Raw genomic sequence first — 22,557 nt, 5'->3', positions numbered from 1 at the left:
GCGGGTCTCCGGACGGGTGTCACCACGCCGGTGACCACAGCGGCGGGCATGCCGCCCGCCGGGCCGCTCCGGCCGACATCGCCACCTCCGGGCCCGGGTGGCGGGCCGGTCAGCCGTCGCCGTAGCGCAGCGCCGCCGCCTCCCAGCGCGCGTCCTCGGCGGCGCCCTCCGCGCCGCCGGCCGAGCCGAGCACGTCCGGCACCCGCTCCACCATCGACTCCGCCTGCAGCGAGCTGAGCAGCCCGTTGCCCATGAGATCCGGGTCCAACAGGGCCTTCTCGTCCGGCCGGTACTGCAGCACGGTGTCCACGTAGGAGTCGACGGCCTTCTCGATCGGCACCTCGTGACCGGCGGCCTCGGACAGGAACCAGCGGTGCTCGAGCACCTCGTGGAAGATCTCCGCCGGCTCCAGCTTCTCGGACAGGTGCGCGGGCACGGCCTCCAGCACGGGCTCGAAGACGTCGCTGACGTAGTGGCGCGCCACGGTGTCCTCGTCCACCTCGGTCTCCGGCAGGACCGCCTGCGACCGGTAGGTCTCGAGGTCGTTGAGCACGCGCCGCGCCTGGTTCTCCTGCATCCGCAGGCCGGTCAGGTCGAACAGCCGGCGCTGGTGGTGGCCGGCCTCGACCACCTGCGTCTGCACCAGCACGTGCGGTTCGCCCTCCTGCTCGTTGACCTGGATCTGCGCGATGTCGTACCCCAGGTCGTTGAGCCGGCGGATCCGCTGCTCGATCCGCCACCACTCGTCCTCGCCCATCCGCAGCGGCGCGGTCAGCTCGCGCCACAGGTTGGCGTACCGGTCGAGCACCGACACCGCGGTGTCCACCGGGTCCACGGTGTCCGACAACAGCCCGGACTCCTGCAGGTCCAGCAGCTCCCCGGCCAGGTTCATCTCGGCGATGTCCAGATCCTGCTGGCGCTGCCCGTCGGACAGCGACGGCCGCAGCTCACCGGTTTCGGCGTCCACCAGGTAGGCGGCGAGGGCACCGGCGTCGCGGCGGAACAAGGTGTTCGACAGCGAGCAGTCCTTCCAGACGAACCCGGCCAGGTGCAGCCGCACCAGGAGCTCGGCCAGGGCGTCCAGCAGCTTGGGCTCGAGGTCGGGGTCCAGCCGCCGGGAGAACAGCGCCCGGTAGGGCAGCGAGAAGCGCAGGTGCTTGGTCACCAGGGCGGCGTCCAGCGGCTCGCCGTCCGGTGACGTCCGGTTGGCCACGACGCCGACCGCCTGGACGACCGGGACGCCCGTCTTGGCCAGGGTGCGCAACAGCTCGTACTCGTGCTGGGCCAGCCCCTCGTCGATCTCCTTGACGGCGTACACGACCCCGCCCATGCGCACGAAACGCACCACGTGACGGGAGATCCCGCGCGGCAGGCTGACGAGCCGCTCCCGCGGCCAGTCCTCGAGCGGGGTCGACCAGGGCAGCGTCAGCAGATCCGTCGGATCGGGTCCGGAGGCGAATTGCATGCGCACCCGGCCAGCGTGGCACACCGCGGCCCGGCGCAGCGGGGACCGCGGCGACCCGGTCGGTACCGGTCAGGCGGCCGGACGTGCACCGGACCGGCGCTCCGGAGCGCACCGGACCGGCGGCCGGGACCTCACCGTGCCGGCGACCCGGCGGGCACCGTCAGACCCGCACCGCCGCGGCGTCGGCCAGCGCCCGGAACAGCCGCATGTCGGTGCCCGTCTCCGGGTGCCACTGCACGGCCACCTCGAAGCGGGACCCGTTGCCCTGCATGGCCTCCAGCACACCGTCGTCGGCCAGGGCGGCGGCGGTGTAGCCGGGGTGCTCGGCCACGGACTGGTGGTGGTGGCACGGCACGTCGAGGTCCTCGCCGAGCAGCGCGGCGACCCGGGTGCCGGCCACCGTCCGGACCGGGACCGACCCGTACCGGCCCGGACCGGGCGAGTGCCGCTCGTGCCCGACCAGGTCGGGGACGTGCTGGTGCAGCCGGCCGCCGGCGCGGACGGCCATCACCTGCATGCCGCGGCAGATGCCCAGGACGGGCAGGCCGGCGTCCTCGGCGGCGTCCAGCAAAGCGAACTCGGACACGTCCCGGTCGTCGCGCCAGCCGGCGGTGGCCGCGTGCGGCAGCTCGCCGTACCGGGTCGGGTTGACGTCCGCGCCGCCGGCGACGACCAGGCCGTCGAGCCGGCGCACCAGGTCCGCGGCGTCGTCGCCGGCATCCAGCGGCGGCAGCAGCACCGGCGAGCCACCGCCGGCCCGCACCGCGTCGACGTAGCGCGCGGGCAGCAGGACGGCGGGCACCCGGTCCCACGCGGCCCAGGACGCGGGCTCGCGGTAGCAGCTGATCCCGATCACCGGTCGGCCCACGGTCCGCCCTCCCTCGTCCGGCCGTCGCCGGGGATGGCGCGGCCGTCGACCAGTTTGCACCGGGCGGATCGGCACGATGGTGGGGTGCAACCGGGTCGGGCGCAGCGGTTGGAGCAGGTGCTGCTCCGCGACGGGGCGTCGTGCCTGTGGTGCGGGCGGCCGTTCGCCGGCCTCGTCGTGCCCACCACCGACCACCTGGTGCCGCAGGTCAAGGGCGGCCCCAGCTGGCTGGAGAACGAGGTGGCCGCCTGCCGGCGGTGCAACGGGCAGCGCGGTCACCGGTCGCCGTCCAGCTGGGCCGCCGAGTGCGCCGCCCGGGGCTGGCCGGTGGACCTGGCCGCGGTCCGCCGACACCTGCTGTCCCTCGACGACGCCATCCGGGCGCGCGGTGGCCAGCGGCGCGCCCGGCACTACGTCGAGCAGCAGCTGCGCCGGTTCGGCTGAAGCGCCCCGCCGTCCGGGTCGCCGGGCACCGACCCGCCGGCGGGGTGGCCGACGCGACGCAGCGCACACCGTCCGACACGCCGGGTGGATCCGGCCGTCCCGCGGTCGGTCGCACAGCCATCTCACAATCGGCCGATGGCTCCGACGACGGGGTGCTTCCTGGCCGCCTGCCTCCTGCTGGCGGGCGCCGGCCTGCTCAAGCTCGCCCGGCCCGCCTCGACCACCCGGGCCCTCGCCGACCTGGCCCTGCCCGGCGATCGGCGGCTGGCCCGCCCCGCGGTCGCCCGCGTCCTGGGCCTCGGCGAACTGGCGGTGGCCTTCTTCGCCGCCTGGCACGGCGGGCGGCTCGGCGCCGGGCTCGTCGCGGCCGCCTTCGTGGCCTTCGCCGCGGTGGTGATCCGGCTCCGGCGGGCCGGCAGCGGCGCCGCCTGCGGATGTCTCGGCCGGGACGACACGCCGGCCTCCGGCCAGCACGCCGCCGTCGACCTGCTCTTCGCCGGGCTCGCCGGGGTCGGTCTGGCGCTGCCGCCGACCGGGCTCGCCGCCGGCGGGGCCGCGCCGGGGGTGCTGGCGGCCGGCGCGGTGCTGGCGGCCCTGGGCTACCTCTTGTTCGCCGCCGTCCCGCCGCTCCAGGCGGCCCGGCGCAAGGTCCTGGACGCAGCGACGGGGGAGGCCCGATGACGGCGGTGGTCCTGACGTTGACCGTGGTGGTGGCGCTGCTGGCGGTGCTGGTGGCCGGGTTGCTGCGCAGCCACGCCACCATCCTCGCCCGGTTGCACGAGCTCGACGGCGGCCCGGCCGGGACGCCGGCCTTCCGGACGGCCCCGGGCATCCCGGCGCCCGAGCGGTCGGCGCCGGTGCTGCTGGACGACCCGGCACCGGTCCGGCGGGCGCCGGACGTCGTCGGCACCACCCCGGACGGCGAGGCGGTCGTCGTGCGCACCTCCGGCGACGCCGGCACCGTGCTGCTGTTCCTGTCCTCCGGCTGCGCCACCTGCCGGGCGTTCTGGGACGAGCTGGCGGCGCCGGCCGGCATCACCCTGCCGCCGGGCGCGCGGCTGCTCGTGGTCACCAAAGGCCCGGAGCAGGAGAGCGTCTCGGCCGTCGCGGAACTGGCGTCGCCCACCGCGGAGGTCGTGCTGTCCACCCGGGCCTGGGCCGACTACGCCGTACCCGGGTCGCCGTACGTCGTCGCCGTCGACGGCCCGACCGGCCGGGTGGTCGGGGAGGGCACCGGGGGCAGCTGGTCGCAGGTGGCGCGGCTGCTGGCGCAGGCCACCGGCGACCTGGCCTATCTGCCGGGTACCACCCGTCGGGCCGGCAAGCCGGCGGCCGACGTGGACCGGGAGGCCCGCGCGGACCGCGAGCTGATGGCCGCCGGCATCTTCCCCGGCGACGACAGCCTGTACCGGGACCCGGCGACGGCGCCGGTCGACGACGCGGTGGTCTACCGGTGACCGCGCCCGGAGCAGCGGTGCGGACGCCGCTGTCCGCGCACGGCATCAGCATCGGCCTGCCCGCCGACTTCGAGGGCCGGATCTCGCTGCGCGGCCGGCCCGGGCGGCCGGGCACCGTGCGGTCGGTCACCGGTCGCGGCGCCGCCGCCGCGGTGACCGAGCCCGTCGCGCCGGAGCCGCTGGCGCCCGGCGAGCGGCACTACCCGGTTTCGCACGTCGCGAACTTCCCGCTGCCGCCGGACCGCGGCGACTTCGGCTGCGGCGCGGTCGACCGGATGACCGGGAGCCACTGCCTGATCGCCCTGGTCGAGTACGGGCCCGAGTGCGTGGGCACCGCGCTCTTCGCTCCGGCCGGCATGCCGACCCCGGCGGTGTCGGCGTTCGGCCCGGACACCCTGCAGCACCGGATCTCCGGCCAGCTCGGCTACCAGCGCTTCTTCACCGTCTCCGGCCGGCCGTTCTGCCTGTACGTGGTGCTCGGGGGAGCGCGGAACGCCGCGGCCCTGGTCGGCCGGGTGCGGTCGGTGCTGGCGGCGACGACGGTGGCAGCGGCATGAGCGTCGCCGAGATCGTGGTGAACACGCTGGCGCGGGGGTGGCGGCGCACCGCGGACCGGCGCAGCTTCCTGGCGTCGGCCGCCGTCGTCGGGTCGGCCCTGGCGACGCACCCATGGCGGTACGCGTCCCGGCCGGTGTCGGCCTACGACAGCGTCTGCGGTGACGGAGCCGCCTGCGCCGACGGCTGGTCGGTGTTCTGCTGCTCGATCGACGGCGCCAACCAGTGCCCGCCGGGGTCCTTCGTGGGCGGCTGGTGGAAGGCCGACCAGTCGGGCTTCTGCTGCGGGTCCGCCCGGTACTACGTGGACTGCAACGCCACCTGCGGCTCGGACTGGAAATGCCACTGCGGGTCCGGCTCGTGCGACCAGCGCCGGGTGGCGTGCAACCAGTTCCGGTACGGGCAGTGCCACCAGGAGATCGACTGCTACGGGCCGGTGGTGTGCCGGGTGGTCACCTGCACCCCGCCCTGGCAGTTCGACCCGTCGTGCACCGCCACCTCGTTGACCGACAACCGGACCGCCACGCACAGCGCGGCCTGCCTGCCGGGTGACTGCCCGTCGCAGATCACCCGGTACTGGTACGACCACGGCGGACCCGGCGGGTCCTTCGGGCCGCAGCGCGCCGCGGAACGGGCCAGCAAGGCCGGCGGCACGGTGGCCGCCTACCGCGACGGCCTGATCTACGTGCTGCGCAACGGCCAGCTGCACACCCTGACCGGCGCCACCTGGGACCGCTACCTGGCGGCGGGTGCCGGCGCCGGGCCGCTGGGCGACCCGTCCTCGACGACCTACCGGGACGGCGTCGCCTCCTGGGTGCACACCACCGGCGGCCTGCTGGTGACGTCGGCGGCCGGCGCGCACGCGGTCATCGGGGACCTGCTCGGGGCGTACACCAGGGCCGGCGGCACCGCCGGGATCGGCGTGCCCGTCGAGGAGCGGCACGTGGTGCGCGGGGTCACCAGCCAGCGCTGCTCGCACGGCATCCTGTACGGCTCCGCGGCCACCGGCGCGCACGCCGTCGCCGGACCCGAGTACCGGCTCTACGCCTCGCGCGGGCTCGCGGGCGGCAAGCTGGGGCTGCCGGTCTCGGACCGCGCGGCCATCCCGGGCGGCGGGGTCCAGGTCAAGTTCCAGCGCGGCCGGATCTACACCCGGACGCCGGGCGGGGCGTCGGCGCCCTCGACGGTGTCGGTCGAGGGCGTGCTGTTCGACGCCTGGGCCCGCAACGGCGGATCCGGTGGCCGCATCGGCTTCCCGCTCGCGACCGAGAGTGCCTGGCGAGGCGGCTCGCTCAGCCAGCCGTTCGAGCACGGCGGCATGTCGTGGTCGGCCACCCACGGCCCGAAGTTCGTCACCGGGCCGCTGTGGGCACGCTGGCAGGGACTGACCGCCAACGGCAGGAACAGCGTCGGGGTGCCGATCGGCGACGTGGAGCACCGGACGGCCGGCAGCACCCGGATCAGTTGCGAGCGCGGCGCCGTGATCGACGGCGGCGGCGCCGGGCCGGTGGTGGTGCACGGTGCCATCTGGGACGCCTACCAGCGCGCCGGCGCCGAGCGCAGCGACCTCGGACTGCCGGTGTCCGACGTCTACGTGCTGAGCAGGGCGGCCGGCGCGCGGCAGCGCTGCGACTTCCAGCACGGCCGGTTGACCTGGGACCCGGCCACCGGCGCCGTCACCCGCGGCTGACGAGGAGCAACCCGTGGACCTCTCCCCGCTCGCGGCCGGCACGGCCGCGCTCGCCCCGGCCGTCGCCGTCGTCGCGGCCGCCCGATCGCTGTGGTCGCCCTGCGGCCTGAGCATGCTGACCTCGATCAACCCGGTGGCCGAGCGGTCCCGCGGCCACCGGTACCCGGTGACGGCCGGCTGGTTCCTGGCCGGCGCGGTGCTCGGCGGGCTCGGCACCGGAACCCTGGCCGCGGGCCTGGCCGCGGTGGTGCGGTGGACCGGGCTGCCGGCCGCCTGGTCGGTCGTGCTCGCGGTGCTGGTCCTGGCGGTCGGCGCGGCCGCCGACCTCGGGCTGCCGGGCCTGCGGCTGCCCACCCTGCCGCGGCAGGTCGACGAGCAGTGGCTGCGGCGGTACCGGCCCTGGGTGTACGCCGGCGGCTTCGGGGTGCAGATCGGCACCGGCCTGGCCACCTACGTGATGACCGCCGCCGTCTACGGGACCGTGCTGCTCGCCGCGCTGACCGGGCAGCCGTGGTGGGCGCTGGCCGTCGGGGCGTTGTTCGGCCTGGTGCGTGGCCTCGCCGTGCTGCTCGGCGCGGCCGCCACCGATCCCGCACGGCTGCGCCGGCTGGTCGCGGCGGTCGAGCGCCGCTCGGGGTCCTCGCTGCGCGCCGCCGCAGCGGCGCAGGTGGTGGCCCTGGCCGGGCTGGCCGCGTGGTGCCTGGCCCCCGGGCAGCGCGGTGCGGGCGCCGCGGTGGCCCTGGCCGCAGTGGTCGCGGTGACCGGGCTGGCGGGGATGGTGCGGCGGCCGAGGCCCGCGGCCGCCCACCTCCCGACCGGCGCGGTGGCGGTGGCCGCCGCGCCCGCGGCACCGGTTCCGGCCGGCGCCGACCTGCGGCCCTGACGTCGGCCGGCGCGGGAGGTGCTCCGGTGAGGTCGTTCGTGGTGACCGGCGGCGCGCGCGGCGTGGGCCGGGCCGTCGCCGACCGGCTGCTGGCCGGCGGCGACGCGGTGGTCGTCGTGGACCTCCACCCGGACCCGGCCGATGGTTCCGGTGTCGGCCGGCGCCGGACCGTCATCGGCAGCGCCGCCGACCCGGCCGTGGCAGCCGAGGCGCTGCGGGTCGCGGAGCAGGCGGCGCCGCTGGCCGGCTGGGTGAACAACGCGGCGGTGTTCCGCGACGTCGACCCGCTGACCGCCGGACCGGCGGCCGTGCTCGAGCTCGTCGAGGCCAACCTGGCCCCCGCGGTCACCGGGTCGATCGCGGCCGTCGCCCACCTCGTCGCGGCCGGCCGGCCCGGCGCGGTCGTCACCGTGTCGTCGCACCAGGCGCAGCGGCCGGTCCGCGGGGCGCTCTGCTACTCGACCGCCAAGGCGGCCGTCGAGGGGCTGACCCGCGCGCTGGCCGTCGAGTACGGGCCGCTCGGGATCCGCTGCAACTCGGTGGCGCTGGGCTCGATCGACACCGAGCGTTACCGCGACCTGCTGGCCGCCCGGGGACCCGAGGGGGCCGGGCGGATCGAGGCGGACATGGCGCGGCTGCACCCGGTCGGCCGGGTCGGCACCCCGGACGAGGTGGCCGAGGCGGTGTCCTTCCTGCTCTCGGACGCCGCGTCGTTCGTCAACGGCGTCGTGCTCCCCGTCGACGGCGGCCGCAGCGTCCGCGGTGCCGACCCCGAGGAGAGCTGACGCGGCGGCCGTCCAGACCGGATCCGACCGACTGTCCCGATCACCCGCGGTGACCGTGCTGGGCTGGTGCGCATCGTTCCGGTGATCCGGTACGAGCGACCCGCGGACCGGCGGTGCCGGCCGCTAGCGTCGCCCGGACGGCCGCACGGACGTCGTTGACCGGGTGACGGGAGCCGACACGGTGACGAGCTCCACCGCAGGGACCACCGGGCCGTCCACCCCACGGTGGCGCCGGCGGCTGATCGGCGCGGCGTTGACCGCCGCCGTGGTGGCCGCGACCTCCGCGTTCTCCGCGTGCGCGGCGGCGCAGGACGTCGCGCAGGACGCGGGGGCGGCCGCCGCCGCGGTCGACCACGCCGCGGGGATCACGGACGCCGCCGCCGCTGCCCCGACGCCGACGGCCACCCCGGTCGCTGCCGCGGCCGGTGGCCGCGGCCCGGTCTCCAGGGGCTCCGCCGGGAGGACGTCGGCCGGGTCGCCGGTCAGCGTGCCGCTGCACGTCCGCACCGTGACGCCGGAGGAGATCCCGGTCGTCGTCGAGATCACCGTCGGCGGCGGCCGGCCGATCCCCGTCATGCTCGACACCGGCTCGTCCGGACTGCTCGTCGACGGCGACGCCGTCGGCCCCGGCACCGTCCGCGGCGGGACTCCGTACACGTCGGAGTACGTGAGCGGCAACCTGGTCGGGACGCTCGGCAGCGCGACGGTCGGCATCGGCGGCGTCCCGACCACCCACCCGATCGCGATCGCCGTGGTGGACCGCGCGAGGTCGACCTTCACCCTGCCGGCGGGTGTCGACGGGATCATGGGCATCGGCACCACGGACACCACCGGCTTCGCCGGACAGGTGCTGTTCGCACCGCAGCTGCAGCTGCCCGCTCCCTACAACGCCGGGTCCACCATCCGCATCGACGCCGACGCGACGGGCACCTGGACCCTCGGGCCGGTGCCGCCCCGGCCCGGCGACGCGGTCGTCCCGATGCCGGCGGCCGCGCCCGCCGGTGCCCACCTGCCGGCCGGGTACCCCCAGGTCGCCCGGGACGTCGACCTCTGCTGGCGGGTCGCCGGCGCGGCTGCGGCCTGCGGGCTGACAGCGGTGGACAGCGGCAGCTGGACGGCGTTGCTCAGCACGGCGGCCTACTCCGGGCTGGCCGCCCCGGGGCACCTGGTCGCCCCGGGCCACCAGGTCACCGTCTCGGCGCCGTCCGGCGCGTCGCTGTGGAGCTGGACCTCGGGCGAGCGGTCGGCGACGAACACCGTCGCCGTCGCCACCCTGGCCGCCGGCGAGCGGTTCAACACCGGCATCGGCCTCTTCGTCGGCCGGACCATCGCCTGGGACTACGCCGGGGCGCAGGTGCGCATCGGCAGCGCCGGCTGACCCGCCCCACCGCGGCGACCACGGCCACCCTGTCCCGGGTGGCCGCCTCCGCGATCGCCGGCCGGCTCCGGGACTACTCCGCCAGCGGCGTGACGTAGGCGCCGGAGATCCCGCCGTCCACCAGGAACTGGGACGCCGTGATGAAGCTGGACTCGTCCGAGGCCAGGAACAGCACGGCGTTGGCGATCTCCTCGGCCTCGGCGAACCGGCCGAGCGGGATGTGCACCAGCCGGCGCGCTGCCCGCTCCGGGTCCTTGGCGAAGAGCTCCTGGAGCAGCGGGGTGTTCACCGGGCCGGGGCACAGCGCGTTGACCCGGACACCCTGGCGGGCGAACTGGACGCCCAGCTCGCGGCTCATCGACAGCACCCCGCCCTTGGAGGCGGTGTAGGAGATCTGCGACGTCGCCGCGCCGATCACCGCCACGAACGACGCGGTGTTGATGATCGACCCGCGCCTCTGCTCGAGCATGTACGGCAGCGCCGCGCGGCAGCACAGGTACACGCTGGTCAGGTTGACCTCCTGCACCCGCCGCCACGCGTCCAGCCCGGTGGTCAGGATGGAGTCGTCGTCGGGCGGCGAGATGCCCGCGTTGTTGAAGGCGACGTCGACGCTGCCGAAGCGGTCCTTGGCCAGCGCGAACAGCGCCTGCACCTGCGCCTCGTCGGTGACGTCGGTGTGCAGGTAGGCGCCGACCACCTCGTCGGCCACCCCCGGGCCGCGCGCGTCGTCCAGGTCGCCGATCACCACCCGGGCGCCCTCGGCGGCGAACCGCCGGGCCGTGGCCAGGCCGATCCCGGAGCACCCCCCGGTGATGACCGCGACCTTGCCGTCGAGCCGTCCTGGCATGCCGTTCCCTTCGTGACGTGCGGAGTGGGAGGTGGTGCGGTGCAACGGTGCCCGCCGCTGGCAGGCTCCGTCGGGCCCGGCCGGGCCGGCCGGGCCGGCCGGTCTCAGCCGGCGAAGAAGACGTTCTTGACCTCGGTGAAGGCGTCCGGCGCGTCCGGGCCGAGTTCCCGGCCGAGCCCGGACTGCTTGAAGCCGCCGAACGGCGTCCAGTAGCGGACCGAGGAGTGGGAGTTCACCGACAGGTTGCCGGACTCGACACCGCGGGCGACCCGCAGCGCCCGGCCGACGTCCCGGGTGAAGATCGAGCCGGAGAGCCCGAAGTCGCTGTCGTTGGCCAGCGCCACGGCGTCGTCCTCGTCGTCGAACGGCAGCACGCCGACCACCGGCCCGAAGACCTCCTCGCGCCACACCGGGTCCGCGGTGCCGCGCGGGATGACCACCGTCGGCGGGAACCAGAAGCCGTCGCCCGGTGTCCCGGGCACCGACCCGACGAACGCCACGTCGGCGCCGGAGACGTACCGGGACACCGTCTCCCGCTGCCCGGCGGAGATGAGCGGCCCCATCTGCGCCCGCTCGTCGGCCGGCGGCAGCACCCGGAAGTCCCGCACGGCGGTCTCCAGCAGCTCGAGGAAGCGGTCGTGCACGCCGCGCTGCACGAGGATCCGGGAGCGGGCACAGCAGTCCTGGCCGGCGTTGTCGAACACCGACCCGGGTGCCGAGGCTGCGGCCAGCTCGAGATCGGCATCGGCGAAGACGATGTTGGCGCTCTTGCCGCCGAGCTCCAGCGTCACCCGCTTCACCTGGTCGGCGGCGCCGGCCATGATCTGCTTGCCGACCGCGGTGGAGCCGGTGAAGCACACCTTGCGGACCAGCGGGTGGGTGACGAACCGCTGCCCGACGACCGACCCCTTGCCGGGCAGGACGGTGAAGACGCCCTCCGGGATGCCGGCCTCGAGCGCCAGCTCACCGATCCGCAGGGCGGTGAGCGGGGTCAGTTCCGCGGGCTTGAGCACCACCGTGTTGCCGGCGGCCAGGGCCGGCGCGAAACCCCAGCCGGCGATCGGCATCGGGAAGTTCCACGGCACGATCACGCCCACCACGCCCAGCGGTTCGTGGAACGTCACGTCGAGCCCGCCGGCCACCGGGATCTGCCGGCCGAACAGCCGTTCCGGTGCCGCGGCGTAGTAGTCGAGCACGTCGCGGACGTTGCCGGCCTCCCACCGCGCGTTGCCGATGGTGTGCCCGGAGTTGGCGACCTCCAGCGCGGCCAGCTCGTCGACGTGCGCGTCGACGACCGCGGCGAACCGGCGGAGCAGCCGGGCGCGGTCCCCGGGCGCGACGGCCCGCCAGGCCGGGAAGGCAGCCGCCGCACCGGTGATCGCCCGGTCGGTGTCCTCGAGCGACGCGGCCGGCACGGTGCCGAACTGCCGACCGGACGACGGGTCGAGCACCGCGGTCTCGCCGCCGCCGCCGGCCAGCCGGCCGACGGAGGCGGGCAGGGCGACCGGGGCCGGCCCGGTCCCGTCCGTGGCGATGGTCACCGCTACAACCTCTCGAATCCGCGCCGCAGCTCCCAGTCGGTCACCGCGGCGTCGAACGCGGCGAGCTCGGTGTCCGCCGCGTGCACGTAGTGGTCGACGACGTCGTCCCCGAACGCCGCGCGGGCGATCCCGGACCCGTCGAACAGGTCCCGGGCCGCCCGCAGCGTCGTCGGCACCGTCGGCTTGCCGGAATCGTAGGCGTTGCCGACCAGCTCGTCCTCCAGGGGCAGCCGCTCCCGGAGACCGTGCAGCCCACCGGCGATCATCCCGGCGATCGCCAGGTACGGGTTGACATCACCGCCGGGCAGCCGGTTCTCCAGCCGCGCCGAGCCGCCGTGGCCGACCAGCCGGATCGAGCAGGTGCGGTTGTCGGTGCCCCAGGCGACGGTGGTCGGGGCGAAGGACCCGGCCGCGAACCGCTTGTAGGAGTTGACGTTCGGCGCGTACAGCAGCGTGAACTCGCGCAGCGTGGCCAGGATCCCGGCGACCCAGTGGTCGTACAGCGCCGTGCGGGAGCCGGTGACCCCGTCCCAGAACACCGTCCCGCCGTCCGTGCCGCGCAGCGACAGGTGGATGTGGCAGGAGTTGCCCTCCCGCTGGTCGTACTTGGCCATGAAGGTCAGCGACCGCCCGTGCGCGTGGGCGATCTCCTTGGCGGTGTTCTTGTAGACGCTGTGGTTGTCGGCGGTCTCGACGACGTCGGCGAACCGGAAGGCGATCTCGTGCTGCCCGTAGTTGCACTCGCCCTTGGCCGACTCCACGGTCAGCCCGGCGGCGTACATGGTGTTGCGGATGTCCCGCAGCAGCGGCTCGACCCGGGTGGTGCCCAGCACCGAGTAGTCGACGTTGTACTGGTTGACGGGGGTGAGGCCGCGGTACGCGGCGTCCCAGGCCTCCTCGTAGGTGTCCTCGAAGACCAGGAACTCCAGCTCGGTGCCGGCGAACGCCCGGTAGCCCAGCTCGTCCAGCCGTGCCACCTGCTGCTGCAGCACCGTCCGCGGCGACTGCCGCACCGGCGACCCGTCGAGCCAGGTCAGGTCGCACTGCACCATCGCCGTGCCGGGCAGGTGCGGCAGCAGCCGGACGGTGTCCAGATCGAGGGCGAACACCATGTCGCCGTAGCCGCGCTCCCACGACGAGATGGCGTAGCCGGGGACGGTGTTCATCTCGACGTCGACGGCCAGCAGGTAGTTGCAGCCCTCGGTGCCGTGGGCCAGCACCTCGTCGAGGAAGAACGGCCCATGCAGCCGCTTGCCCTGCAGCCGACCCTGCATGTCGGTGAAGGCCACGACCACGGTGTCGATCTCGCCCGACCGGATCCGCCCGGCGAGATCGTCCACGGTGAGCATGCGCGGGTTGCGCGGGTGGTCCGGCATGGTGCTCGCCCTTCGCCGGGCCCGCGGTGGCGGGCCGTCCGGTGGTGTCGGTGTGCAGCTGGCTGGTGCGGGCGCCCGGTTCGCGGCCCCCGCGCGGACGTCACGCTAGCCGGACGGCCGCCGTCGCACCCGCGGCGAGGTCAGCCCCGGCCGCCGGCCGCGGGCACGTCCGCGGCGCCGGCACCCGGCGGCAGGTCGATGGTCGTCTTCGGGCCGGTGAACCACTTCTTCACCGATGCGTGCCAGAAGATCCACAGCAGGATCAGCGCCCCGCCGACCAGCAGCGGCGTGTAGTTGACGAACTTCCACTCGAAGTCGCCGGTGAACGGGATCCCGCCGGGGGCCGTCGGGAACAGCGCGATGACCGACGTCACGACGATCTCGACGAGCGCGACGGCGTTGATCCAGCGGTGGTGCCGGCCCAGGTTCCAGTTGCCGACCCGGAAGCGGGAGCCCATCCGCCAGCGCAGGAAGATCGGGATGGCGAAGCAGACGTACAGCCCGACGACGCCGATCGACACGACGGCGTAGAAGGCGACGGGGACCGGGGCGCCGTTGACGTCGACCGCCACCAGCGCCGGCAGGGTGATGATCGCGGCGATCACGGCGACCAGCACGACGCCGTTCGCGGGCACCCGCGAGCGGGACAGGGTCGACCACAGCCGCGCGCCGGGCACGGCGCGGTCCCGGCTGAACGCGAAGAGCATCCGCGAGCAGCTGGTCAGGCACGCGACCGCGCAGAAGAACTGTCCGGCGGTGGAGATCAGCAGCACCGTCCCGGCCCAGCCCGACGACAGCGCCTGGGCGAAGATCACCGCGACCGCGCCGCCGCCGGCGGACACCTTGTCGACGTCCTGGACGGCGAACAGGAACGACAGCAACAGGATCCAGCCGCCGATGGCCGAGTAGAAGATCGACCGCCAGATGCCCTTGGCGGCGGCGTTCGCGGCGCTGCGGGTCTCCTCGGACAGGTGCGCGGAGGCGTCGTACCCGGTGATCGTGTACTGGGTCAGGATGGCCGAGATCGGCAGCACGAACAGCAGGAAGCCGATACCGGTGGAGCCGCCGAAGATCCCACTGTTGTTCAGCACCGTGCCGAACACCTCGCCGACGCCGGCGTGCCGCTTGGGGATCAGGAACAGGATCAGGATGACCGCGGCGGCGCCGGCGACGTGCCACCACACCGAGATGTTGTTCAGCACGGCCAAGAGGTGGCTGGAGAAGATGTTGATCAGCGCGGCGATCGCCAGGATCCCCAGGAACAGCCAGAACGTCCGGGTGAGGCTGTAGCCGGCCTGCCAGTCGGCGCTGAACGAGCTGATCGTCAGGTCCAGGAACGTCGCGCAGCCGTACGCCACCGACGCCACGATGGCGATCAGGCCGATGAGGTTGAGCCAGCCCGTGTAGTAACCGGCCTTGGGGCCGCCGAGCTTGGCGGCCCACCAGTAGATGCCGCCCGACGTCGGGTACGCCGAGACCAGCTCCGACAGCGAGAAGCCGATCAGCAGGATGAACACCGACACGATCGGCCAGCCCCAGGCGATCGCCGCCGGGCCGCCGTTGTTCCAGCCGAGGCCGAACGAGGTGAAGCAGCCGGCCAGGATCGAGATGATCGAGAACGAGATGGCGAAGTTGGAGAAGCCGGACCAGGTCCGGTTGAGTTCCTGCTTGTAGCCCAGGGTGGCGAGGTGGCGTTCGTCGTCACTGAGCAGGTCGCTGGACATGGGCCAGACCTTTCCGAAGCGGCGGACGGGAGCCGGCCCCCGGCGGCACGACACCGGCGCCGCTGTCGGTGTCGCGGCGACGGTGGCGGCGATCAGCGGATGCTAGAGCCTGCCGATCACGGTGGTCCAGAGTCCTGCGGGTACCGATCCGCCCGGCGGTCGGCGGCCGGGTCGACGGATTCCGTCGCCCTGGCGGGCACGGCGGTGTCGGGGGCGGCGCCGGCGCGGGGGACGTCACCGGGCGCGGTCGCCCCACATCCGGCCGCCACCGGCCGACATGCCGGACCGCCGGGCCGGATGAACTGGATCGGCGCCGGGCGCCGTGACACCATGCGGAGCGGAATGACACGGGTGTGATTCGCCGGCGTGCCGCCGTGCGGGTCCGTCGAGGGAGGCGCGATGGACACGGCCGCGCGGCCGGACGACGGGTCGGGCGCCGGCACCGACGGTGCCCCCGGCGCCGGGACCCCGGACGGCGGGGTGGCCGGTGCCCCGGAGGCCGGCGGGGGGCTGTCCCGCCGCGAGCGGGAGATCCTCGCCTTCGAGCGCCGCTGGTGGCAGTACGCCGGCATGAAGGAACAGGCCATCCGCGAGCTGTTCGACCTGTCGGCGACCCGCTACTACCAGGTGCTCAACCAGATCATCGACAACCCGGCCGCCCTGGCCGAGGACCCGCTGCTGGTCCGGCGGCTGCGCCGGTTGCGCTCGTCCCGGCAGCGGGCCCGCTCCGCGCGCCGGCTGGGCTTCGACGTCTGATCCCGGACGGGTCCGCGGCCCCGCCGCACCCGGTGCGGACGGGACCGACGGCGCACAATGACCCGGGACGGCCGGTGGCGGCCGACGCACGGCGGGGGTGGCCATGACGTCGACGGACACGCAGCCGGCGGCGACCTTCGGCCCGGCCGGTCGGGCGCTGGCCGCCGCCCGCTTCGCCGCCGCCCTGTCCCGGCAGCGCACCGCCGTGCGTTGGCACGGCTACCTGCGGCGGGACCCGGTGTCGCTGCTGCAGCTGCGGACCGGCCGGCGCGATCCCTACCCGGTCTACGACCGCATCCGCTCGACGGGTCCGCTGGTCCCGACCGTGCTGGGCAACGTGGCGACCGCCCGGTACGAGCTGTGCTCGGCGGTGCTCCGCGACCGGGCGTTCGGCGTCCAGCCCCTGCAGCCGCTGGTCGGCGTCGGCGAGAGCGACCTGTCGCTGCTGCAGATGAACCCGCCGGACCACACCCGGCTGCGGCGGGCGGTCGCGCCGGCGTTCGGGCCGCGCCGGCTGCCGGCGTTCCGCGAGCGGATCGAGGGCACGGTGCACCGGCTGCTGGACGCGGTGCCCCGCGGCACACCGTTCGACCTGGTGGCCGCCCTGGCGGCACCGCTGCCCATCGCGGTGATCACCGACCTGCTGGGGGTGCCGGACGCCGACGTGGCGGAGTTCAGCGCCATCGGGGCGGCCATCGGCTCGGCGCTGGACGGTGTGCAGTCGCTGCGGCACGGCGCGACCCTGCTGCGCGCCGACGCGGCGCTGGAACGGCTGTTCACCGAGCTGTTCGAGCGGCGCCGGCGCGAGCCGGGCGACGACCTGCTCAGCACCCTGGTCCGGGCCGACCCGGCGACCGTGCACCCGGACGAGCTGCGGCCGCTGTGCACGCTGCTGCTGGTCGCCGGCTTCGAGACCACCGTGAACCTGATCGGCAACGCCGTGCTCGCCCTGCTGCGGCACCCCGCCCAGTGGGCGGCCCTGCGCGACGACCCCGGGCTGGCCGAGGCGGTCGTCGAGGAGACCCTGCGGTACGACCCGCCGGTGCAGCGGACCACCCGGTTCGCCACCCGGGACGCCGAGCTGGGCGGCGCGCCGGTGCGGGCCGGGCAGCTGGTGCTGGTGCTGCTCGGCGGGGCGAACCGGGATCCGGACGTCTTCGCGCGGCCGGCCGAGTTCGACCTGGGGCGCGACACCCAGGTCGAGCACCTGGCGTTCTCGGCGGGCGCGCACTACTGCATCGGTGCCCCGCTCGCCCGGCTGGAGGCGGCCGTGGCACTGCGGGCGCTGGCGGAGCGCTTCCCGGACCTGCAGGCGGCGGGCCGCCCGACCCGGCGCACCGGCAGCACGATCCGCGGGCTGCTGACCTTCCCGGTCCGGCCGGGCGGCTGACCGAAGGGCTCAGCGCAGCCGGCGCCGCCCGCCCTGCCGCGCGCGGCCGGCCGCCCGGGTGCCCGTGACGCCCCGGCGTCGTTCCACCGGCAGGGCGGTCCCGTCCGGCGCCCGCCCGGCGACCCGCTGGCGCCGCGGCATCCGGACGGACAGCCGCACCCGCCGGCCGGTGGACCGTCCGACCCGGCCCGTGCCCGTGGGCCACAGCTCCGGGTGGTCCCGCAGGTGCCGGTACTTGGCCGAGGCGTACGGCAGGTGCAGCAGGTAGACCAGCAGCCCGAGGCTCAGCACGATCTCCGGCTCGATGAACAGGGCGGCGACGCCGACGACCAGCAGCACCAGCAGCGGCACGATCAGGCCCGGCGGCACCCGCACCGACTTCAGCGCGATGCTGGGCAACCGGGACACCGCGAGCAGCCCGATCAGCACCAGCCAGACGGACACCAGCCAGCGGTTCGACACCACGGCGTACGCCCAGCCGGTGTGGAACCGGTTGGTCAGTACCAGCGGCACGGTGGCGAGCAGCCCGGCGGCGGGCGCCGGCACCCCGGTGAAGAAGCCCTTGGCCCACGGTTTGGGGTCGTCGTCGTCCAGCAAGGAGTTGAACCGGGCCAGCCGCAGCGCCACGCACACCGCGAAGACCAGGCAGAACACCCAGCCCAGGGCGAAGCCGTCGCGGAAGACCCAGATGTAGACCACCAGGGCGGGCGCCATGCCGAACGAGACGCAGTCCGAGAGCGAGTCGAGCTCGGCGCCGATCCGGCTGGTCGAGTTCAGCAACCGGGCGGCCGGGCCGTCCAGCGAGTCGAAGATCGACGCGGCCGCGACGGCGCCGACCGCGAACAGCCAGCTCAGCTGGCCGTCGGCGGCACGCAGCGCGAAGTAGACGCTGGAGAGTCCGGAGCAGAGCGCCAGGACCGTGATCGCGTTGGGCAGGAAGCGGACGCCGGGAACGGAGGCCATCAGGGGAGCGGGCCGAGCTGGGCGATCACCGTCTCGCCGCCGATGGTCCGCTGCCCGCGCAGCACCCGGACCGTCGAGCCGGGCGGCAGGTAGGTGTCCACCCGGGAGCCGAAGCGGATCAGGCCGTAGGTCCGGCCGGCCATCACGGGCGAGCCGGCCTGCACGTCGTTCACGATGCGGCGGGCCACCAGGCCCGCGATCTGGGTGACCACGACCGGCTCGCCGTGCGTGGTGTCGATGAGCAGCGAGTTGCGCTCGTTGACCTCACTGGCCTTGTCCAGGTCGGCGGACAGGAACTTGCCCGGCCGGTACGCCACCCGGGTCACCACCCCGTCGATCGGGATGCGCTGGACGTGCACGTCGAACACCGACAGGAAGATCGACACCCGGGTGCGCGGCGTCGGGTCCAGGCCCAGCTCCGGCGGCGGGGCCGCCTCCTCGATGAGCGACACGACGCCGTCGGCGGGCGCCACCACCAGGTCGGTCCCGACGGGGGTGACCCGCAGCGGCGCCCGGAAGAACGCGGCCGTGGCCAGCGACGCCGTCAGGCCGACCCGGCCGACAACGCCGGCCGTGCGGCGCAGACCGACCCGGCGCAGCAGCCACCGGGCGCCGAGAGCAGCCCCGAGCGCCGTGCCGACGACGGGCCGGCCGGCCGGGTGCAGGGGCGGCATGGTGGTGCGGACCAGCTGGAACAGGTGCGCGCCGACACCGGTGCGCGGCGTCGCTGCCGGGTCGACGGGCCCGGGTACGGACGTCATGGCGGGAGGCTCCCTCCGCGGTCGGACCGCGCACGCGGGACGCGGGCGGTACCGGGCGGCGAGGACCGCTGACCCGCTTCGCCCGACTGGCGACCACGGTATCGGAGAGGTCCCGCGACGCCGTGACACCGCCGCGGGTGATGCTCGCCCGGATCGGCCGCATCGGCCGGACCGCCCCCGCCGGAGCTGCCCGCCGGAGCGGTGCGGCGGAGCGGCGCCACGGAGATGCCCCGCGGAGCCGTGCGGCGGACGGTTCAGCGGTGCCGGCGCCGCCGCGGCCCGTCGCACACCCGGGCGGCCACCCTGCGGGGACGGACCGGGCGCGCGCAACCGGCGTCCTGCGGCGGTCGCGGCGCCACCGGCCCAGCGGTGGCCGGGTCCGAGGTCTGGGCCGGCCGGCGGTGCGGCCAGCGGCAGGGCCGGATCACCGCCCGCCCCGCCGGTGCCCGGGCCGGCACGACGCCGGCCGTCCTCGTCGGCACCCGCCCCGCGGGCGCGCACCAGCCGTCGACACGTCCACGTCGGACCCCCCGGTCTCCCGGCGTGCCGGGTCCCCCGGACCCGCACGCCACCCCACCGGGATTGTCGCGGGCCGGGCGTCGCGCTGGCAATGCCCGGCCGCCCACGTCACTGGGCGCCGGGCGGAGCCCTAGATGCGGACCCCGTAGTCCTGCGCGATGCCGGCCAGGCCGGAGGCGTAGCCCTGGCCGATGGCCCGGAACTTCCACTCCCCGCCGTGCCGGTAGAGCTCTCCGAACACCATGGCGGTCTCCGTCGAGGCGTCCTCGGACAGGTCGTACCGCGCCAGCTCGGTGCCGCTGGACCGGTCGAGGACCCGGATGTAGGCGTTGCGCACCTGGCCGAAGGACAGCCGGCGGGTGTCGGCCTCGTAGATCGACACGGCCACGGCCACCTTCTCCACCTCCGGCGGCAGCGCGGCCACGTCGACGGTGATCACCTCGTCGTCCCCGCCGCCCTCTCCGGTCAGGTTGTCGCCGCCGTGCTCGATGGCACCGTCGACCGAGCGCTTCTGGTTGTAGAAGACGAAGTAGCCGTCGTTGACGATGCGGCCGTCGGCACCCAGCCCGATGGCCGTGGCATCCAGGTCGAAGGCGGCCCCGTCCGTGGTGCGGGCGTCCCAGCCCAGGCCGAGCGCGACCTGGGTCAGGCTCGGTGCCGCCTTGGTCAGCGACAGGTTGCCGCCCTTGGTCAGGTTCACGCCCATGGGTCCTCCGTCCGCGACCGGTGCCGGCCGGACGACGCCGTGTCGCCCACCGGTGGCCCCACTATGGCCGACGGGGCGCGCCGGCGCGGGTCGACGGTGAGGTTCCACGACGGTGGTCGACGGTGGTCGACGGTGGTCGACGGTGGTCGACGGTCGGTTCGACGATGGGCGACGTGGGGTTCGACGGTGACCAGCACCGGTCTCAGCTGCGCGGGCGGGCCTGTGCCTCGGCGGCGATCAGTGCGCTGCCGCGCGGGGTGCCCAGGCCGGTGATGGCGTCGTGGCCGCGCGCCGTTCGTTGGGTGTCCCCGGTCTCGAAGGTCCCGACGTAGCCGGCGGCCGGGCTGGCGAAGTGCACGGCGGCGGCGGGTGCCACGTCGCCGAACGCCGCCCTGGTGAGGGAGTACAGCAACGGGTTCGCGAAACCGATGGGCGCCGTCCGGCACTGGCTGGCCACCGCCTGGATACCGGCGACCAGCGGTGCGGCCAGGCTCGTGCCGCCGATGGTGCTGACCGTGAACGTGCCGCCGACCGTCTGCCCGACGTACATCCCGGTGAACGGGTCGGCGACCGCCGCGATGTCCGGCACGACGCGCATCCGGGTGGTGCCGCGGGCCTGGGACAGGGTGTCCGGGACGACCGACGCCTGGTACGCGGGCTGGGTGAAGACGCTGCTGGTGCCGCCGCCCGCGCCGAACAGGAAGCCGCCCGGCAGCCCGGAGGTGTAGCGGGCGCTGCTGCCGGACCAGTCGACGAACGCGGCCGAGGTCTCCCAGCCCCGCTCGGCGACCGTGCGATCGCGCTGGTCGAGCAGCAGGCTGGTGCCGCCGACCGCGGTGACCAGCGGGTCGGAGGCGGGGAAGTCGGGTTGCGGGGACAGGCCGTTCGCGACGTTGTCGCCGGCGTCGCCGGACGAGAAGTAGAGGCCGATGCCCTCGGCGGCGGCCTGCACGAACAGGGCGTGCTGCAGCGCCACCTCGGCGGCGCCGGGCTGCTCGCCGGTGTAGCCGTAGGAGTTGCTGACGATGGTGGCGGCGCGGTTCTGGATGACCCAGTTCAGGGCCTCGTCCATGCCCTCGTTGCAGTTGCGCGCACCGACGTAGCGGATGGTCGCGCCCGGGGCCATGGCGTGCACGGCCTCGACGTCCAGCGTCTGCTCGCCGTTCCAGGTCGCCTCGCCGCCGCACTCCGTCTGCTGGCTGAACGGCCGGGACACCGTCTCGAGGTACTGGCCGGACCGGAACGCGGGCTCGCCGTACCGGGCGGCCCAGCGGTTGGCGTCGGCCAGCATGGTGGGCGAGGCGTACGCGCCGACGATCGCCACGGTGACGCCCTTGCCGGTCTGCCCGCGGGCGACCGGGCCGGCCATGTCGTAGGCGGTCCGGAGCCGGGCCGGGGTGTAGCCGCACAGATAGGTGTTGAACCGGGTGGTGCCGAACGCCGACGGCAAGGTCTGGGTGCGCTGGCCCCAGTACTCCGAACACGTCGTCGGTGCCGGGCGGAGCGCCGCCGGCGCGAGGGTGGCCGCCGTGGTGGTGGCCGTCGGGGCCGTGCCCTTGGCCGTGCCTGTGCCTGTGCCGGCAACAGTGCCGGTGGCCGGAGCCCGTCCCGCACCGGCCGGCCGGTCCACCGGCACGGACAGGTGGGCGGGTGTCCGGGAGGTCGGGGCCTGGCTGAGCCCGCTGACCCCGGCGACCAGCGCGGCGACGGTCGACGGCAGGGTCGCGGCCGACGACGGCGCCCGCAGCACCCGCCCGGCCACCAGGTAGTTCTTCAGCACGGTGCCGAAGGCCTTGTTCATCGCGGTCGCGCTGCCCGAGGCGCTGATCCACCGGTTGCCCGCGGCGACCGCGCCGACCGTGATGCCCGACGCCCGCAGGTAGTCGGTCACCGTCCTGACCGACACGGCGGTCGGGGCGAACCGGGCGTTGAAGGCGGCCGGGGTGAGGTACCGGCCGTAGGCGGCGTTCCGCGGGTCCGAGACCTGGCGCGCGACGAGCTCCGCCCCCGCCGCGTCGCGCAGGTTCAGCACGACGCGGACGGTCACGGTCTGGGTGGCCGCGGGAGCGGTGCCGGTCGCCTGCGTCGTCGCCGCCCATGCCGGGCGGGAACCGGGCAGCGCCACCCGCGGCTCGACAGCGGCCGCGGGCAGGGCCGTGCACAGCGGCGCGAGCAGCGCGACCGCGCACGCGGCGGCACGGAGCCGGAGGGGCAGCTGACGCATGGACGACCTCTCGACGGGGCGCGGGCCGCGCACCGCAGGGGTGCGCCGGCATCGCCCGTCGACGCCGCCCGTCCGTCGAGTGTGCCACGCCGCTATACGCCGAACGGGCGACGCTTCCCAGGTTCACCGGGACGTGAACCGTCGCTGCGTTGACCGTGACCGTCCGTACCGCGGTCTCGCCCGGCGGTGTCGCAGCCGCGGCCCCCGGGCGAGGTCCGCGGTCAC

At 75.2% G+C, this 22,557-nt stretch carries 20 protein-coding genes; 10 read left to right on the top strand and 10 right to left on the bottom strand.

Features of this window, described 5'->3' with window-relative positions:
- Window positions 1-109 precede the first annotated feature (109 nt).
- Window positions 110-1,465 carry a DUF4032 domain-containing protein gene (locus IEY37_RS21210; RefSeq protein WP_188944941.1) on the bottom strand — a complete coding sequence of 452 codons (1,356 nt, stop codon included), beginning with the start codon at window positions 1,463-1,465 and terminating at the stop codon, window positions 110-112.
- 160 nt (window positions 1,466-1,625) lie between these two features.
- Entirely contained in the window at window positions 1,626-2,333 is a 708-nt protein-coding gene (locus IEY37_RS21205) for a gamma-glutamyl-gamma-aminobutyrate hydrolase family protein (RefSeq protein WP_188944931.1), read from the bottom strand.
- Between the two features lie 84 nt (window positions 2,334-2,417).
- Here IEY37_RS21205 and IEY37_RS21200 point away from each other — a divergent pair, with 84 nt between their 5' ends.
- The 8 genes from IEY37_RS21200 (at window position 2,418) to IEY37_RS21165 (ending at window position 9,525) form a co-directional block, all read left to right on the top strand.
- Window positions 2,418-2,777 carry an HNH endonuclease gene (locus IEY37_RS21200; RefSeq protein WP_229674744.1) on the top strand — a complete coding sequence of 120 codons (360 nt, stop codon included), beginning with the start codon at window positions 2,418-2,420 and terminating at the stop codon, window positions 2,775-2,777.
- A gap of 135 nt (window positions 2,778-2,912) precedes the next feature.
- Window positions 2,913-3,458, top strand: a complete 546-nt coding sequence (locus IEY37_RS21195; RefSeq protein WP_188944929.1) for a MauE/DoxX family redox-associated membrane protein — start codon at window positions 2,913-2,915, stop codon at window positions 3,456-3,458.
- The gene (locus IEY37_RS21190; RefSeq protein ID WP_188944928.1) at window positions 3,455-4,234 is read left to right on the top strand and encodes a TlpA family protein disulfide reductase; all 780 of its coding nucleotides are present in this window, start codon (window positions 3,455-3,457) and stop codon (window positions 4,232-4,234) included. The genes IEY37_RS21195 and IEY37_RS21190 overlap by 4 nt, the downstream gene beginning before the upstream one ends.
- Complete coding sequence (locus tag IEY37_RS21185; protein WP_188944927.1) at window positions 4,231-4,791, top strand: hypothetical protein; 561 nt, start codon at window positions 4,231-4,233, stop codon at window positions 4,789-4,791. Before IEY37_RS21190 ends, IEY37_RS21185 begins: the two co-directional genes overlap by 4 nt.
- Window positions 4,788-6,479, top strand: coding sequence for an LGFP repeat-containing protein (locus tag IEY37_RS21180; RefSeq protein ID WP_188944926.1), 1,692 nt, complete (start codon window positions 4,788-4,790; stop codon window positions 6,477-6,479). The genes IEY37_RS21185 and IEY37_RS21180 overlap by 4 nt, the downstream gene beginning before the upstream one ends.
- A gap of 13 nt (window positions 6,480-6,492) precedes the next feature.
- On the top strand, window positions 6,493-7,362 hold the full coding sequence (locus IEY37_RS21175; RefSeq protein WP_188944925.1) for a hypothetical protein: 870 nt from the start codon (window positions 6,493-6,495) through the stop codon (window positions 7,360-7,362).
- Between the two features lie 26 nt (window positions 7,363-7,388).
- Complete coding sequence (locus tag IEY37_RS21170) at window positions 7,389-8,147, top strand: SDR family NAD(P)-dependent oxidoreductase (protein WP_229674743.1); 759 nt, start codon at window positions 7,389-7,391, stop codon at window positions 8,145-8,147.
- Between the two features lie 181 nt (window positions 8,148-8,328).
- On the top strand, window positions 8,329-9,525 hold the full coding sequence (locus IEY37_RS21165) for a pepsin/retropepsin-like aspartic protease family protein (RefSeq protein ID WP_188944924.1): 1,197 nt from the start codon (window positions 8,329-8,331) through the stop codon (window positions 9,523-9,525).
- Window positions 9,526-9,598: 73 nt separating this feature from the next.
- Here IEY37_RS21165 and IEY37_RS21160 read toward each other — a convergent pair whose 3' ends face one another.
- The 4 genes from IEY37_RS21160 to IEY37_RS21145 form a co-directional block, all read right to left on the bottom strand.
- Window positions 9,599-10,372, bottom strand: a complete 774-nt coding sequence (locus IEY37_RS21160; protein WP_188944923.1) for a 3-oxoacyl-ACP reductase — start codon at window positions 10,370-10,372, stop codon at window positions 9,599-9,601.
- Window positions 10,373-10,476: 104 nt separating this feature from the next.
- On the bottom strand, window positions 10,477-11,823 hold the full coding sequence (locus tag IEY37_RS21155; RefSeq protein ID WP_373298411.1) for an aldehyde dehydrogenase family protein: 1,347 nt from the start codon (window positions 11,821-11,823) through the stop codon (window positions 10,477-10,479).
- Window positions 11,824-11,915: 92 nt separating this feature from the next.
- Complete coding sequence (locus IEY37_RS21150) at window positions 11,916-13,289, bottom strand: glutamine synthetase family protein (RefSeq protein ID WP_188944922.1); 1,374 nt, start codon at window positions 13,287-13,289, stop codon at window positions 11,916-11,918.
- A 140-nt stretch (window positions 13,290-13,429) separates the two neighbouring features.
- Window positions 13,430-15,013: an amino acid permease gene (locus IEY37_RS21145; protein ID WP_188944921.1), complete on the bottom strand. Its 1,584-nt coding sequence runs from the start codon at window positions 15,011-15,013 to the stop codon at window positions 13,430-13,432.
- Window positions 15,014-15,412: 399 nt separating this feature from the next.
- Between IEY37_RS21145 and IEY37_RS21140 the strand changes: the two genes are divergently transcribed.
- Window positions 15,413-15,769: a DUF3263 domain-containing protein gene (locus tag IEY37_RS21140; protein WP_188944920.1), complete on the top strand. Its 357-nt coding sequence runs from the start codon at window positions 15,413-15,415 to the stop codon at window positions 15,767-15,769.
- 103 nt (window positions 15,770-15,872) lie between these two features.
- Entirely contained in the window at window positions 15,873-17,159 is a 1,287-nt protein-coding gene (locus tag IEY37_RS21135) for a cytochrome P450 (RefSeq protein ID WP_188944919.1), read from the top strand.
- 9 nt (window positions 17,160-17,168) lie between these two features.
- Here IEY37_RS21135 and IEY37_RS21130 read toward each other — a convergent pair whose 3' ends face one another.
- The 4 genes from IEY37_RS21130 to IEY37_RS21115 form a co-directional block, all read right to left on the bottom strand.
- Window positions 17,169-18,122 (bottom strand): CDP-alcohol phosphatidyltransferase family protein, encoded by a 954-nt coding sequence (locus IEY37_RS21130; RefSeq protein WP_188944918.1) that lies wholly within the window; start codon window positions 18,120-18,122, stop codon window positions 17,169-17,171.
- Window positions 18,122-18,883, bottom strand: a complete 762-nt coding sequence (locus IEY37_RS21125; RefSeq protein WP_188944917.1) for a phosphatidylserine decarboxylase — start codon at window positions 18,881-18,883, stop codon at window positions 18,122-18,124. The genes IEY37_RS21130 and IEY37_RS21125 overlap by 1 nt, the downstream gene beginning before the upstream one ends.
- Window positions 18,884-19,532: 649 nt before the next feature.
- On the bottom strand, window positions 19,533-20,108 hold the full coding sequence (locus tag IEY37_RS21120) for a TerD family protein (protein WP_188944916.1): 576 nt from the start codon (window positions 20,106-20,108) through the stop codon (window positions 19,533-19,535).
- A 202-nt stretch (window positions 20,109-20,310) separates the two neighbouring features.
- The gene (locus IEY37_RS21115) at window positions 20,311-22,332 is read right to left on the bottom strand and encodes a S53 family peptidase (protein WP_188944915.1); all 2,022 of its coding nucleotides are present in this window, start codon (window positions 22,330-22,332) and stop codon (window positions 20,311-20,313) included.
- Window positions 22,333-22,557 lie beyond the last annotated feature (225 nt).

The organism is Nakamurella endophytica, assembly GCF_014646215.1.
GTDB lineage: Bacteria > Actinomycetota > Actinomycetes > Mycobacteriales > Nakamurellaceae > Nakamurella > Nakamurella endophytica.
Note: the sequence above shows the minus strand (reverse complement) of the source record. Positions and strands in the feature narration are given on the sequence as shown.